The sequence below is a fragment of the Halomonas nitroreducens genome (genome assembly GCF_003966155.1).
GTDB classification, from domain to species: Bacteria; Pseudomonadota; Gammaproteobacteria; order Pseudomonadales; family Halomonadaceae; genus Halomonas; species Halomonas nitroreducens.
This window is the reverse complement of sequence record NZ_RXNS01000004.1, coordinates 41031-54436: the sequence shown is the minus strand read 5'-3', so window position 1 is coordinate 54436 and position 13406 is coordinate 41031. Positions and strand designations below refer to the sequence as shown.

At 68.4% G+C, this 13406-nt stretch carries 11 protein-coding genes; 7 read left to right on the top strand and 4 right to left on the bottom strand.

Going from position 1 to position 13406, the window contains the following annotated elements; all coding sequences use genetic code 11:
- Positions 1 to 59: 59 nt before the first annotated feature.
- Positions 60 to 1199 carry a molecular chaperone DnaJ gene (gene dnaJ, locus EKG36_RS05285; protein ID WP_126481772.1) on the top strand — a complete coding sequence of 380 codons (1140 nt, stop codon included), beginning with the start codon at positions 60 to 62 and terminating at the stop codon, positions 1197 to 1199.
- Positions 1200 to 1265: 66 nt separating this feature from the next.
- Here dnaJ and EKG36_RS05280 read toward each other — a convergent pair whose 3' ends face one another.
- Both EKG36_RS05280 and corA read right to left on the bottom strand, forming a co-directional pair.
- Positions 1266 to 1901, bottom strand: coding sequence for an HNH endonuclease (locus EKG36_RS05280; RefSeq protein WP_185827488.1), 636 nt, complete (start codon positions 1899 to 1901; stop codon positions 1266 to 1268).
- A gap of 437 nt (positions 1902 to 2338) precedes the next feature.
- On the bottom strand, positions 2339 to 3304 hold the full coding sequence (corA, locus tag EKG36_RS05275; RefSeq protein ID WP_126481768.1) for a magnesium/cobalt transporter CorA: 966 nt from the start codon (positions 3302 to 3304) through the stop codon (positions 2339 to 2341).
- Between the two features lie 174 nt (positions 3305 to 3478).
- On the opposite strand from corA, the gene EKG36_RS05270 reads away from it, so the two are divergent.
- Positions 3479 to 3760, top strand: coding sequence for a DUF2218 domain-containing protein (locus EKG36_RS05270; RefSeq protein ID WP_126481766.1), 282 nt, complete (start codon positions 3479 to 3481; stop codon positions 3758 to 3760).
- Positions 3757 to 4665, top strand: coding sequence for a DMT family transporter (locus tag EKG36_RS05265; protein WP_246007440.1), 909 nt, complete (start codon positions 3757 to 3759; stop codon positions 4663 to 4665). The genes EKG36_RS05270 and EKG36_RS05265 overlap by 4 nt, the downstream gene beginning before the upstream one ends.
- Positions 4666 to 4810: 145 nt before the next feature.
- Here EKG36_RS05265 and EKG36_RS05260 read toward each other — a convergent pair whose 3' ends face one another.
- The gene (locus EKG36_RS05260) at positions 4811 to 6742 is read right to left on the bottom strand and encodes an MBL fold metallo-hydrolase (RefSeq protein ID WP_126481764.1); all 1932 of its coding nucleotides are present in this window, start codon (positions 6740 to 6742) and stop codon (positions 4811 to 4813) included.
- A gap of 132 nt (positions 6743 to 6874) precedes the next feature.
- Here EKG36_RS05260 and dapB point away from each other — a divergent pair, with 132 nt between their 5' ends.
- The 4 genes from dapB (at position 6875) to greA (ending at position 12873) form a co-directional block, all read left to right on the top strand.
- Complete coding sequence (dapB, locus tag EKG36_RS05255; RefSeq protein ID WP_126481762.1) at positions 6875 to 7681, top strand: 4-hydroxy-tetrahydrodipicolinate reductase; 807 nt, start codon at positions 6875 to 6877, stop codon at positions 7679 to 7681.
- Between the two features lie 283 nt (positions 7682 to 7964).
- Positions 7965 to 9110: a glutamine-hydrolyzing carbamoyl-phosphate synthase small subunit gene (gene carA, locus EKG36_RS05250; RefSeq protein WP_126481760.1), complete on the top strand. Its 1146-nt coding sequence runs from the start codon at positions 7965 to 7967 to the stop codon at positions 9108 to 9110.
- A 59-nt stretch (positions 9111 to 9169) separates the two neighbouring features.
- Positions 9170 to 12400: a carbamoyl-phosphate synthase large subunit gene (carB, locus tag EKG36_RS05245; protein ID WP_126481758.1), complete on the top strand. Its 3231-nt coding sequence runs from the start codon at positions 9170 to 9172 to the stop codon at positions 12398 to 12400.
- Positions 12397 to 12873 carry a transcription elongation factor GreA gene (greA, locus tag EKG36_RS05240; RefSeq protein ID WP_126481756.1) on the top strand — a complete coding sequence of 159 codons (477 nt, stop codon included), beginning with the start codon at positions 12397 to 12399 and terminating at the stop codon, positions 12871 to 12873. Before carB ends, greA begins: the two co-directional genes overlap by 4 nt.
- 119 nt (positions 12874 to 12992) lie before the next feature.
- On the opposite strand, the gene yhbY is transcribed toward greA, so the two are convergent.
- Entirely contained in the window at positions 12993 to 13319 is a 327-nt protein-coding gene (gene yhbY, locus EKG36_RS05235) for a ribosome assembly RNA-binding protein YhbY (RefSeq protein ID WP_126481754.1), read from the bottom strand.
- Positions 13320 to 13406: the final 87 nt, after the last annotated feature.

The following is a 13406-nucleotide window of genomic DNA, read 5'->3' as shown; positions in this document are numbered from 1 at the left end:
CGGGGGCACGACTCCCGCGTTGGTGTTTCCGCAGAGTCGCTACGGAGGCGGACAGACACATGTCCAAGCGTGACTACTACGAGATACTGGGCGTCGAGCGCGGGGCCGACCAGAAGGACATCAAGAAGGCCTACCGACGCCTGGCCCAGAAATTCCACCCGGACCGCAATCCGGAAGACGAGACCGCGGCCGAGAAGTTCCGCGAGGTCTCCGAGGCCTACGAGGTCCTGACCGACAGCGAGAAGCGTGCGGCCTACGACCAGTTCGGCCATGCCGGCGTCGACGGCCAGGCCGGGGCCGGCGGCTTCGGTGGTGCCGGGGCCGGTGGCTTCAGCGATATCTTCGGGGATGTCTTCGGCGACATCTTCGGCGGCGGCGGGGCGCGGCGCAATCCCAACGCCCCGCAGCGCGGCAGCGACCTGCGCTACAACCTCGAGCTCGACCTCGAGAGCGCGGTGGCCGGCACCAGCGTGGATATCCGCGTGCCGCGGCACATCGAGTGCGAGCGCTGCGACGGCGACGGCGCCGAGCCGGGCTCCAGCAAGGAGACCTGCCCGACCTGTGCCGGCCACGGCCAGGTGCGCATGCAGCAGGGCTTCTTCGCCGTGCAGCAGACCTGCCCGACCTGCCACGGCAGCGGCCAGCACATCAAGGTGCCGTGCCACAAGTGCCATGGCGAGGGCCGGGTGCGCGAGACCCGCACCCTCTCGGTGAAGATTCCCGCCGGCGTCGACACCGGCGACCGCATTCGCTTGAACGCCGAGGGCGAGGCGGGGATCAACGGCGGCCCACCCGGGGACCTCTACGTCCAGGTGGCCATCAAGCCGCACCACATCTTCGAGCGCGAAGGCCGCCACCTGCAGTGCGAGGTGCCGATCAACTTCGTCGACGCCACCCTGGGCGGCGAGCTCGAGGTGCCCACCCTGGACGGCCGGGTCAAGCTGAAGATCCCGCCCGAGACCCAGACCGGCAAGATGTTCCGCCTCAAGGGCAAGGGCGTGAAGCCGGTGCGCGGCGGCCCCCCCGGGGACCTGCTGTGCAAGGTCGTGGTCGAGACTCCGGTCAAGCTCAGCGAGGAGCAGAAGGAGCTGCTGCGCCGCTTCCAGGAGAGCCTGGAGGGCAGCAACAGCCACCACTCGCCGAAGAAGACCAGCTTCTTCGACGGCGTGAAGAAGTTCTTCGAGGACATGAAGCCGTAAGGCTCGCCTCGCCGGCACGCCAGGGCCCCGCACTCCCCAGGGAGGCGGGGCCTTGTCGTTGCCGGGTCAGCGCTGCAGGTGCGCCTGACGCCAGGCGAGGGCGTCGGCACTGGGCTGCCAGCGCAATTCTCTGGGCAACACCAGCCGGGTGCCGTCCAGTTCGCAGAGCCAGCGATTGTCCGGCACCAGGGCGTCGACGGTGGGGCTGACATGCCAGCGGTGATCGGGCCCCGGGGCGATCAGGTGGTTGTCCATGGCCCAATGGAGATTCGGCGTGAGTGCCAGGCCGTTTGTCGGGTGATCATCCTGGCTGACGGAGAAGGGGATCAGGTGGGCGGCTTCCACCAGGTAGCGGTAGTCCGGGGTGATGCATCGCAGCCGTGTAGCGGCGCATCGATAGTCGTAAGCTTCCAGCACCAGGGCTCGGAAGGCGGCAGAGCGGGCGTATCTTTGGCCGGCTTCCTCGATACCCGCGGCCAGGCGCTCCGGATGCCGCTGATAGTCACCGCTGGCCAGCGCAGTCTCGAGATACGCCTCGAGACGTTTCGCGGGGTGACCATCGGGGGCGAGATAACGGTGGGCCAGTAGCGTGCAGGATTGTCTGGCCAGATCGCTATTCTGCCAGGCAGCGAACAGCTGGTTGTCGAGCCGTGCCGAGGTGAAGCGCTCGCGAAGCTGGTTCAGGGACTTGGGTTGCCCCATCTGGTCGGCCATCCCTTGCACGGCCTGACATACTCCGGGCGCCAGAGCTTGCCGGAGGGGCCTTCCCGATTTCTCAAGGCCCACATCGGCATCCACGGCCGGGCGCGATGTCTTTCTCCCGTCGCTGTCTCGAAAATGTCGTGGTAGCGAGCGATCAGGCGGGTATCGATCGCGATATGGGGGGAGACGACATGGCCTGCCTGAATCTCGCAGATGATCGCCAGCAGGAGGCAGGGCTGATGAGGCGCGGGCCGCCCCTTGCTCCGGTCGACTTTGAGCCGTGTCAGGCAGTCAAGCCGCGAATCCATCTGCCCTCCTTGGTTGCGTTCCCGAGGCCGCTTCCGCGGGGCTCACACAAGCCCGCCGCGGCATACTGCTCTGGCGAGTGACCATCCTATATCACTTATATAAAACGTTTGCAGGCCGATGACCCAAGCTTACAGCCAGCCCGTGCGCCGGAAGCGCCGGTAGAGCCCGCCGCAGGCCAGCCCCATCAGCGCCAGCGCCAGGGGGTAGCCGAAGCGCCAGTCGAGTTCCGGCATATGCGCGAAGTTCATCCCCCAGACCCCCGCCAGGATGGTGGCCACGGCGAAGATCGCCGCCCAGGCGGCCAGGCGCTTGTGCACCTCGCTCTCGTCGATGGCCACCATCGACAGGTTGACCTGGATCGCCGTGATGATGGTCTCGCGGACGGTCTCCACGGCCATCTCGATGCGGTGCAGATGGTCGTAGACGTCGCGGAAGTATTCCTGGGTGTCGAGGCACAGCGCCGGTACCCGGCCGCCGAAAAGGTGGGCGCTGGCCTCGGCCAGCGGGGTCACGGCATGCTTGACCTGCATGGTCTGGCGCTTGAGCTGGTAGAGGCGCTCGAGGCTCGAGCGGGCGGTGCCGCGGACGAAGATCTGGTCCTCGATGCTCTCGAGCTCGGCCTCCAGCGCCTCGACCACCGGGAAGTAGCGGTCGACGATCACGTCCATCAGCGCATAGAGCACAAAGGAGGGGCCCTGCTTGAGCAGTTCCGGCTCGTGCTCGCAGCGCTTGCGCACCCCGGCGAAGCCCTGGCCGGGATGTTGGCGCACCGAGAGCACGTAGCCGGGGCCGGCGAACACCGCGACCTGACCGGACACGAGCTCCCCGTCGGCGACCGTGATCATGTGCATGGTGACGAACAGCGCCTCGCCGTACTCCTCGACCTTGGGACGCTGTTCGCCGTGCAGGGCGTCCTCGACGGCCAGTTCATGCAGGTCGAAGACGGTCTCGAAGGGCGCCAGCTCCTCCTTGTCGGGGTTGTGCAAGGCCACCCACACGAAGCAGTTCGGCCGGGCCATGTAGTCGGCGATGTCGGCTGGCCGGATATCGCGCAGTCGGTGCCCCTGCTCGTAGGCCACGCAGTTGACGATCATCGCGGCGTCCCTCCTGGCAGGTGAACGGGTCCGTCAGGGATGAGCATAGTCCCACCGCCCGGCGCGGCTCGACTCGCGGCGCCAACGCAGCGCCTGTCGCGAATCGCACTCTGGCGCTTCGGGGGGCGCACGTCATAGGCTGGAGATTCACCTTCAAGGAAAGCGGAGATCACCATGCCGATTTCACGTGCCGAGATCGCCACCGAGTCCGGCGAGAAGCTGCTCAAGCGGCTGTGCAAGCACTGGGCCCACAATCAGGACGTGGAGCAGCAGGGCAGCGAGGGGCGGGTCAGCTTCGAGGATGGCTCCTGCCTGCTGTGGGCCGAGCCGGACAAGCTGCAGGTGGCCGTCGAGGCCCTGGACGAGGAGGGGCTCGACCGCCTGGAAGGCGTGGTCGCCAGTCACCTGGAGCGCATGGCCGGCGACGAGGCCCTGCAGATCGTCTGGGAAAATTGAGCGCCGAGACGCCGACGGTTCGCACCGCCCACCTGGGCATGCTGCTGTGGGCGTCGCTGGTGGGACTGTCGTTCCCCGCCGTGGGGCTGATGAGCGCGCTGCCACCGCTCTCGCTCACCGCGCTGCGCTTCGCCATCGCCTGCCTGGGCCTGGCCCTGCTGGTGCGCCGGGTGCCGGGCGCCTGGCCGGGCTGGCGGTCGCTGCCGCTGTTCGCCGCCATGGGGCTGTGCCTGGCCGGCTTCTTCGGTGCCATGTTCTGGGCGGCCCATCATGCCACGGCGCTGTCCATGGCCACCCTCTACGTAACGGTGCCCCTGCTCGCCTACGGCCTGGGGCTGGGGGCCGGCGTCGAGCGGCTGGCCTGGCGACTGCCGGCGATCCTCGCCCTGGGCGCGACGGGGGCCCTGGGGCTGGCCTTCGCCGAGGCCCTGGAGCGCGGTGGCGCGCTGCGCTTCGGAGTGGGCGAGGCGGTATTCTTCCTCGGCTGCCTGTGCTCGGCCCTCTATCCGGTGCTCAGCAAGTGGGGGCTGACCCGGGGCGTGCTGCCCGCCTCGGCGGCGGTGCGCACCTTCTGGAGCCTGGGGCTCGGCGGGGTGCTCATCGGCCTGCTGGGTCTGGCGGTGGAGCCGGTGGGCCGGCTCGCCACCATGAGCTGGCGCGATGGCCTGTTGCTGGTCTACCTGGGGCTGGCCTCCAGCGCCCTGACCTTCTGGCTGATGCAGCGGGCCACGGCGGTGCTGACTCCCGGCGCCATCACCGCCTATGGCTACCTGGTGCCCTTCGTCTCGATGCTGCTGTTGTTCATCGAGACGCCCTCGCGCCTCGGCTGGTCCTGGCTGCCGGGCAGCGCCCTGGTGCTGCTGGCCATCGGCCTGCTGCTGCGCCATGACCCGACGGCCGACTGAGCCTACGCTTTGTCTGAAAACTGCCTGCGCTCGCCCATCCGGCGTTAAAACTCGGCTCAAAGTACTCATTTACACCGTGTAAACTCCGTCTTTTCGCCGATTTTTGCCTTGTCTGGCCATCGCTCGCCGCCTTTTCAGACAAAGCTTAGTCCGCCGTCGGTACCGCCAGGCCGGGATAGTGGGGACGGATCTCGTCGTAGAGCGGGCGCGGGTCAGCGGCATGACGGCGCGAGAAGTGGAAGGGCACCAGTTGCGCCACGCCCGCCGCCCTGGCGATCTCGCCACAGGCCCGGGCGGTCAGGTGGCCGGTACGGCGGGCCTGGTCGGCCTCCGCCTCGAGGAAGGGGGCCTCGCAGACCAGCACGTCGGCGTTCCTCGCCAGGGCCTGCAGGCGGCGCCGGTTGTCCGGCGTGTCGCCCAGGTCGGTGGCATAGACCAGCCGCTGGCCCGAGCGCATCTCCAGCAGCTCCGCCGCCAGGGTCGCGGCGGGCAAGGGCGTGCCGCCGGGCGGCTGGATCGGGGCGTCGGCCTGGCCGGCCAGCATCCGTCGCTTGAGCTCGCCGAGCCAAGGGCCGGGCGGCCAGCCTCGCGCCGCCAGCCGTGCCTTGCGTACCCTGGCCTCGGCGTGAGGCTCGAAGGCGAAGGCCAGTACCGGTGTGCCGTGGTCGAGGGTCGTCGCTCGCACGCCGAAGCCGGGCTCCTCGAGGAGCCGTCCCCCCTCGGCACGTCGGGTCGGTAGTGCCTCGGGGGCGCGGCCCGCCACGAGGGCGTGGCGCACCAGCCGCTCACCGTGCAGCTCCGCCACCTCGAAGCGCGGGGCCTTGTCGCCCACCCGATCCCAGAGCACGCCGCTCATCAGGCCCCGCACGTGCTCGGCGAGCCCCGGCGGACCATAGAGCCGGCATGGCGGGTAGTCGCCGATGCGCGAGCGCAGCAGCCACGGGAAGCCGCCGATATGGTCGAAGTGAGCGTGGCTGATGAAGACATCGCTGACCTGATGGGCGAGCCGCGCCGGCAGGCGCCCGGCGTCGCCGAGGTCGAACAGCAGGCTGCGTCGCTGGTGGCGTAGTCGCAGGTGCAGCAGGGGGTCGCCGAACACGCCGTTGACCAGGGTGGCCACGGCCCGCTCGAGGCGCACCACCGGCCGCGGCCCGCCGTCGGCCGTCGCCGGCGGCAGGCTGTGGGTCAGTTCCGGCAAGGCCCCGGCCGCGCGGATGTGCCGATGGCGGGGGGCGGTCCCCAGCACGCCGTCGCGGTCGCGGTGGGCGTCGCGGATCACCACCGCGGCCACTGCGGCCGAGGGGGCCGCGACGCGCACCCGCAGGCAGTCCGGCGTCAGCGCGACCACCTCGCCCAGCGCCAGGGTCTCGCCGTGGGCGTCGAGCAGGCCGACCTGGCGGCCCCGCCAGGCCTCGGGGGCCGAGCGTGGCGGTGGGGTGCCCAGCATCGCGAGGCCGTCCAGCGCCAGGGCCTGTTCGCCGGCGCCGTCCAGCCAGGCTTGCCAGGCCACGGTGCGGCGCTGCTTGCGCGCCAGCTTGCCCGGATGGCGCGCCTCGGCGGCGGGGGCGAGGCGACGGCAGGGCAGCCCCAGGGCGCGGCATTCGTCGGCGAGGGGAGGCGCGGCGCCCTCCGGCACCAGCAGGGCCAGTGCCCGGGCGTCGCCGACCCCGGCCAGGGCCAGCAGCAGCTCGGCGGCCCCGGCGCCGCGCACCACGCCGGGGGCATCGATCAGCAGCGGCCCGGGCGGGCAGTGGGCGGCCAGCCGGCGCAGGGCATCCACCAGCGGCAGGCGAAAGCGGGCGGCATCCAGGCTGCACAGCGCGGCCAGCCGCTCCGTGTACCAACCTGCGCCCCGCCACACCCCGAGCGCCACGGCCCCCGGGGGGCCGAACCCGGGCAGGCCGGGGTCGGCGGTCAGGCAGCGGCAGACCACGCCCCGGCGCGCCAGGGCGGTGGCCGCCGCGGCGGCCAGGGTGGTCTTGCCGGTGCCCGGCGCGCCGGCCAGCAGCACCCGCTGGTGGCGGCGCAGCAGCGCCAGCAGTGGGTGGTCGGCGGGCAGCGGGGTCGGTTCCGGCATGGCGCGGCATCTCCTGGGCGGATAGCTCCAGTGTGGGCGATATCGCCTTCCGGCCCCAAGGCGCGGGGCCCCGACCGGGGCGGCCTCTGGTATACTCTCGGCACTTCATGCCATCGAACCTCAGGAGCCCGCATGACCCGTATCGCCATCGTCGGTGTCGCCGGCCGCATGGGCCGCACCCTGGTCAACGCCGTGCAGCAGGACGCCGAGGCCACCCTGGCCGGCGGCATCGTCGAGCCGGGAAGCTCGCTCGCCGGCGCCGATATCGGCGAACTGGCCGGCATCGGCAAGCTGGGCGTGGCCGCCGCCGACTCCCTGGCGGCCATCGTCGACGACTTCGACGTGCTGATCGACTTCACCGCCCCGCAGGTGACCCTGGCCAACCTGGCGTTCTGTGCCGACCACGGCAAGCGCATCGTGATCGGCACCACTGGCCTCTCCGACGATGAGCTGGCCGAGCTGGACGGCTACGGCGAGCGGCTGGCGATGGTCTTCGCCCCGAACATGAGCGTCGGCGTGAACCTGACCCTCAAGCTGCTCGAGACCGCCGCCAAGGCACTGGGCGACGAGGGTTACGACATCGAGGTGATCGAGTCCCACCACCGCCACAAGGTCGACGCCCCCTCCGGCACGGCGCTGAAGATGGGCGAGGTGGTCGCCGAGTCCCTGGGCCGCAGCCTCAAGGAGCATGGCGTCTTCGAGCGCGTCGGTCAGTGCGGGCCGCGCAGCGCCGAGGAGATCGGCTTCGCCACCGTGCGCGCCGGTGACATCGTCGGCGAGCACACCGTGATGTTTGCCACCGAGGGCGAGCGCATCGAGATCACCCACAAGGCCTCCAGCCGCATGACCTTCGCCAAGGGGGCGGTGCGCGCCGCCCGCTGGGTGGCCGCCCGGGACAAGGGGCGCTACGACATGCAGGACGTGATCGGCCTGGCCTGAGTCGAGGGGGTAGCCGGCGCGGCGCTGATCCTGTAACATTCCAAAAATTTTGGCCGGGCGCCGGCACTCCATTGCCGCGCAAGCGCTTGTTGCGTCGGCCCAGCATTCCGAGCGAATGACAACAAGCGGGATGAAACCGGTCTTCTGTCGGGTTTCGTCCCGCTTTTTTACGACCCGGTCGCGCCCTGCGTGGCCGGGTGTTTCTGGAGGCGACGGGTGCTCACCCGGCCTGTCGGGCGCCAGCCGAAGAAGTATTCCTTGACGAGCATGGGAGGACGTTGCGTTGAACAAACCCGCGATACTGGCCTTGGAAGATGGCAGTGTGTTTCATGGCACCGCCATCGGCGCCGATGGGCAAACCAGCGGTGAGGTGGTGTTCAATACGGCCATGACGGGCTATCAGGAAATCCTTACCGACCCCTCCTATACCCGCCAGATCGTCACCCTGACCTATCCGCACATCGGCAACACCGGCGTCAATGCCGAGGACGTGGAGTCCGGGGCCATCGCCGCCGCCGGCCTGGTGATCCGCGACCTGCCGCTGCTGGCCAGCAGCTTCCGCTCCGAGCAGACACTCTCCGACTACCTGGCCAGCCAGAACGTGCTGGGCATCGCCGACATCGATACCCGCCGGCTGACCCGCATCCTGCGCGACAAGGGCGCCCAGAACGGCGCCATCCTCGCCGGTGGCGAGGCCGAGGGCGCTGACGCCGAGGCGCGTGCCCTGGAGGCCGCACGCGCCTTCCCGGGGCTCAAGGGCATGGACCTGGCCAAGGTGGTCTCCTGCCAGTCGCCCTACGAGTGGTCCGAGGGCGAGTGGAGCCTGGGGCAGGGCTATGCCGACGCCGCCGCGGCCGAGCGTCCCTACCATGTCGTCGCCTACGACTACGGGGTGAAGCGCAACATCCTGCGCATGCTGGCCTCCCGCGGCTGCCGCCTGACCGTGGTGCCGGCCCAGACCCCGGCCAGCGAGGTCATGGCACTGGCCCCGGACGGCATCTTCCTCTCCAACGGTCCCGGCGACCCGGAGCCCTGCGAGTACGCCATCGCCGCCATCCGCGAGCTGCTCGAGACCGGGGTGCCGATCTTCGGTATCTGCCTGGGCCACCAGCTGCTGGCGCTGGCCAGCGGGGCGAGCTCGGTGAAGATGAAGTTCGGCCATCATGGCGCCAACCACCCGGTGCAGGACCTCGATTCCGGCCAGGTGATGATCACCAGCCAGAACCACGGTTTCGCGGCCGAGGAGTCGACCCTGCCCGAGACCCTGCGGGCCACCCATCGCTCGCTGTTCGACGGGACCCTGCAGGGCATCGAGCGCACCGACCGGCCGGCCTTCAGCTTCCAGGGGCACCCGGAGGCGAGCCCCGGCCCGCGTGACGTCGCGCCGCTGTTCGACCGCTTTATTGCCATGATGAAGGAACGCCGCTAAGCGTTGATCCTCAGTCACCATCGAGTCCATCTTTACACCGATTAGCCGCGGGAACCGTCATGCCCAAACGTACCGACATCCAGAGCATCCTGATCATCGGCGCCGGCCCCATCGTCATCGGCCAGGCCTGCGAGTTCGACTACTCCGGCGCCCAGGCCTGCAAGGCCCTGCGCGAGGAGGGCTACCGGGTCATCCTGGTGAACTCCAACCCGGCCACCATCATGACCGACCCGGTGATGGCCGATGCCACCTACATCGAGCCGATCACCTGGCAGGCGGTGGAGAAGATCATCGAGGCCGAGCAGCCCGATGCCGTGCTGCCCACCATGGGCGGCCAGACCGCGCTGAACTGCGCCCTGGACCTCGACAAGCACGGCGTGCTCGCCAAGCACGGCGTGGAGATGATCGGCGCCAACGCCGATGCCATCAACAAGGCCGAGGACCGCGACCTCTTCGACCAGGCCATGAAGCGCATCGGCCTGGAGTGCCCCAAGGCCAAGGTCGCCCACACCATGGACGAGGCCTGGACGATCCAGGGCGAGCTGGGCTTCCCGGTGATCATCCGGCCTTCCTACACCATGGGCGGCTCCGGCGGCGGCGTGGCCTACAACAAGGAGGAGTTCGAGGAGATCTGCACCCGCGGCTTCGAGCTCTCCAACAACCACGAGCTGCTCATCGACGAGTCGCTGCTGGGCTGGAAGGAATACGAGATGGAGGTCGTTCGCGACAAGAACGACAACTGCATCATCGTCTGCTCCATCGAGAACTTCGATCCCATGGGCGTGCACACCGGTGACTCCATCACCGTGGCCCCGGCCCAGACGCTGACCGACAAGGAATACCAGATCATGCGCGACGCCTCCCTGGCGGTGCTGCGCGAGATCGGCGTCGAGACCGGCGGTTCCAACGTCCAGTTCGGCGTCGATCCGCGCACCGGGCGCGTGGTGGTCATCGAGATGAACCCGCGGGTGTCGCGCTCCTCGGCGCTGGCCTCCAAGGCCACCGGCTTTCCGATCGCCAAGATCGCCGCCAAGCTGGCCGTGGGCTATACCCTGGACGAGCTGCAGAACGACATCACCGGCGGCCGCACCCCGGCGTCCTTCGAGCCGTCCATCGACTATGTGGTCACCAAGATCCCGCGCTTCACCTTCGAGAAGTTCCCCCAGGCCAACGATCGCCTGACCACCCAGATGAAGTCGGTGGGCGAGGTGATGGCCATCGGCCGGACCTTCCAGGAGTCGCTGCAGAAGGCGCTGCGTGGCATGGAGACCGGCAACGATGGCCTCGACCCCAAGGTCACGGCCTTCACCGAGGAGGCCATGGCGCACATCAAGGGCGAGCTGCAGGCCGCCGGCGCCGAACGCATCTTCTTCGTCGCCGACGCCATGCGCGCCGGTCTCGGCGTCGACGAGATCTTCGCGCTGACCAATATCGACCGCTGGTACCTGGTGCAGATCGAGGACCTGGTGCGCAGCGAGGCCGAGGTCGCCCGGCGCTCGCTGTCGGACTTCACGCCGCGCGAGCTCTATGCGCTCAAGCGCAAGGGCTTCAGCGATGCCCGCCTGGCCAGGCTGCTCGGTGTCGCCGAGAAGGAGTTCCGCAAGACCCGCCAGAAGGCCGGCATCCGCCCGGTGTACAAGCGGGTCGACACCTGCGCGGCAGAATTTGCGTCCGATACCGCCTACATGTACTCCACCTACGAGGAGGAGTGTGAGGCCGAGGCCTCCGATCGCCAGAAGATCATGGTGCTCGGTGGCGGCCCGAACCGCATCGGCCAGGGCATCGAGTTCGACTACTGCTGTGTGCATGCCGCGCTCGCCATGCGCGATGACGGCTATGAGACCATCATGGTCAACTGCAACCCGGAGACCGTCTCCACCGACTATGACACCTCGGATCGCCTCTACTTCGAGCCGGTGACCCTCGAGGACGTGCTGGAGATCGCCGACAAGGAACAGCCCGCCGGGGTGATCGTACAGTTCGGCGGTCAGACGCCGCTCAAGCTGGCCCGCGAGCTCGAGGCCGCCGGGGTGCCGATCATCGGCACCACGCCGGATGCCATCGACCGCGCCGAGGATCGTGAGCGGTTCCAGCAGATGATCGACAAGCTGGGGCTCAAGCAGCCGCCCAACGCCACCGCGCGCAGCTTCGACGAGGCCTTCGCCAAGGCCCAGGCCATCGGCTACCCGCTGGTGGTGCGGCCCTCCTACGTGCTCGGCGGCCGGGCCATGGAGATCGTCTACGACGCTTCCGAGCTGGAGAACTACATGACCCATGCGGTCAAGGTCTCCAACGACTCGCCGGTACTGCTGGACCACTTCCTCAACGCCGCCATCGAGATCGACATCGATGCCGTCTCCGACGGTCAGCAGGTGGTGATCGGTGGCATCATGCAGCATATCGAGCAGGCCGGCGTGCACTCCGGCGACTCTGCCTGTGCGCTGCCGCCCTACTCGCTGCCCGCCGAGGTGCAGGACGAGATGCGCGAGCAGGTCAAGCGCATGGCCGTGGAGCTCGGCGTCAAGGGCCTGATGAACGTGCAGCTGGCCTGGCAGGGCGGCGAGATCTACGTCATCGAGGTCAATCCGCGGGCCTCGCGCACCGTGCCCTTCGTCTCCAAGTGCATCGGCACCTCCCTGGCCCAGATCGCGGCCCGCTGCATGGCCGGCACCACTCTGGCCGACCAGGGCTTCGATAGCGAGCGGGTGCCGCATTTCTACAGCGTCAAGGAGGCGGTCTTCCCGTTCGCCAAGTTCCCGGGCGTAGACCCCATCCTGTCGCCGGAGATGAAGTCCACCGGCGAGGTCATGGGCTCCGGCGATACCTTTGCCGAGGCCTTCTACAAGGCCCAGCTGGGCGCCGGCGAGGCGATTCCGCGGCTGGATGGCGAGCGCAAGGCCTTCCTCTCGGTGCGCGATCCGGACAAGGCGGGTGTTATCGAGGTGGCCCGTTCTCTGTTAAAATTGGGCTTCACCCTATGTGCGACCCGTGGCACGGCATCGGCCCTCGAGGCGGCTGACCTGCCGGTGGAGATCGTCAACAAGGTATATGAAGGTCGTCCGCATATCGTCGATCTGCTCAAGAACGACGAGGTCGCCTATATCGTCAACACCACCGAGGGCCGCCAGGCCATCAATGATTCCTCGGTGATCCGCCGCACCGCACTCGCTCGCAAGGTTCCCTATGCCACCACCCTGGCCGGGGCCAATGCCGTTTGTCTGGCGCTCGAATACGGCAACGCCATCACCGTGCGGCGGTTACAGGAACTGCATGCAGGAGTCAGTCAATGAACAAGGTCCCGATGACCGTCGTCGGTGAGCAGCGTCTTCGCAAGGAGCTCGAGGAACTCAAGAGCGAGGCACGCCCCAACGTGATCGCCGCGATCGCCGAGGCCCGCGAGCATGGCGACCTCAAGGAAAACGCCGAATACCATGCGGCTCGCGAGCAGCAGGGCTTCATCGAGGGGCGGATCCAGGAGATCGAGGGCAAACTCTCCAATGCGCAGGTCATCGACGTCACCAAGCTGCCCAAGACCGGCAAGGTGATCTTCGGCGTGACCGTGGAGCTGATCAACCTGGAGACTGACGATGAGGTGACCTACCGCATCGTCGGCGAGGACGAGGCGGACATCAAGGCCGGCCAGATCTCCGTCACCTCGCCCATCGCCCGCGCCCTGATCGGCAAGGAAGAGGGCGACGTGGTGCTGGTGCGTACCCCGGGCGGCGACGTCGAGTACGAGATCGGCAAGGTCGAGCATCTGTAGTCCTTCGGGCAGCTGTAAGCCATAAGCTTTAAGCTGTAAGAAAACACCCCCCGAGGCAGAACCTCGGGGGGTGTTTCGGCTTGACTTACAGCTTACGGCTTAAAGCTCTGAGCGCCAGCTCAGCGCCGGCCGTGGTGCTCCTCGAAGCGCTTGATGTTGGAGAGCTTGGGGTTGCCCTTGGGGTTATGGCGATAGAGCAGGGCGACCTTGCCGATCTTCTGTACCAGCTCGCCGCCGCTCGCGGCGACCAGTTCCTCGAGCATGGCGGTGCGATCGTCGCGCTCGGGGAGGGCCAGCTTGACCTTGACCAGCTCGTGGTCGGAGAGGGCGCGGTTCAGCTCGGCGATCACGCCCTCGGAGAGGCCGTTCTCGGACACCGTGACCACGGGGTCGAGGTGATGCCCGATGCTGCGGAATGCTTTCTTTTGTGCCTGTGACAAGCTCATGGTATCTTGACTCTTCCCGGTTGGCGCGCAGCGCACATGGTACGGTGAATCGCTCCGCGGCGAAAGCGCGGCCAGCCTCGCCTGCCT

Coding starts and splice junctions, on each gene's coding strand:
- dapB (WP_126481762.1), top strand. CDS start 6,875: ATGACCCGTATCGCCATCGTCGGTGTCGCCGGCCGCATGGGCCGCACC.
- dnaJ (WP_126481772.1), top strand. CDS start 60: ATGTCCAAGCGTGACTACTACGAGATACTGGGCGTCGAGCGCGGGGCC.
- yhbY (WP_126481754.1), bottom strand. CDS start 13,319: ATGAGCTTGTCACAGGCACAAAAGAAAGCATTCCGCAGCATCGGGCAT.
- EKG36_RS05270 (WP_126481766.1), top strand. CDS start 3,479: ATGCCGATTTCACGTGCCGAGATCGCCACCGAGTCCGGCGAGAAGCTG.
- carB (WP_126481758.1), top strand. CDS start 9,170: ATGCCCAAACGTACCGACATCCAGAGCATCCTGATCATCGGCGCCGGC.
- EKG36_RS05280 (WP_185827488.1), bottom strand. CDS start 1,901: ATGGGGCAACCCAAGTCCCTGAACCAGCTTCGCGAGCGCTTCACCTCG.
- EKG36_RS05260 (WP_126481764.1), bottom strand. CDS start 6,742: ATGCCGGAACCGACCCCGCTGCCCGCCGACCACCCACTGCTGGCGCTG.
- greA (WP_126481756.1), top strand. CDS start 12,397: ATGAACAAGGTCCCGATGACCGTCGTCGGTGAGCAGCGTCTTCGCAAG.
- corA (WP_126481768.1), bottom strand. CDS start 3,304: ATGATCGTCAACTGCGTGGCCTACGAGCAGGGGCACCGACTGCGCGAT.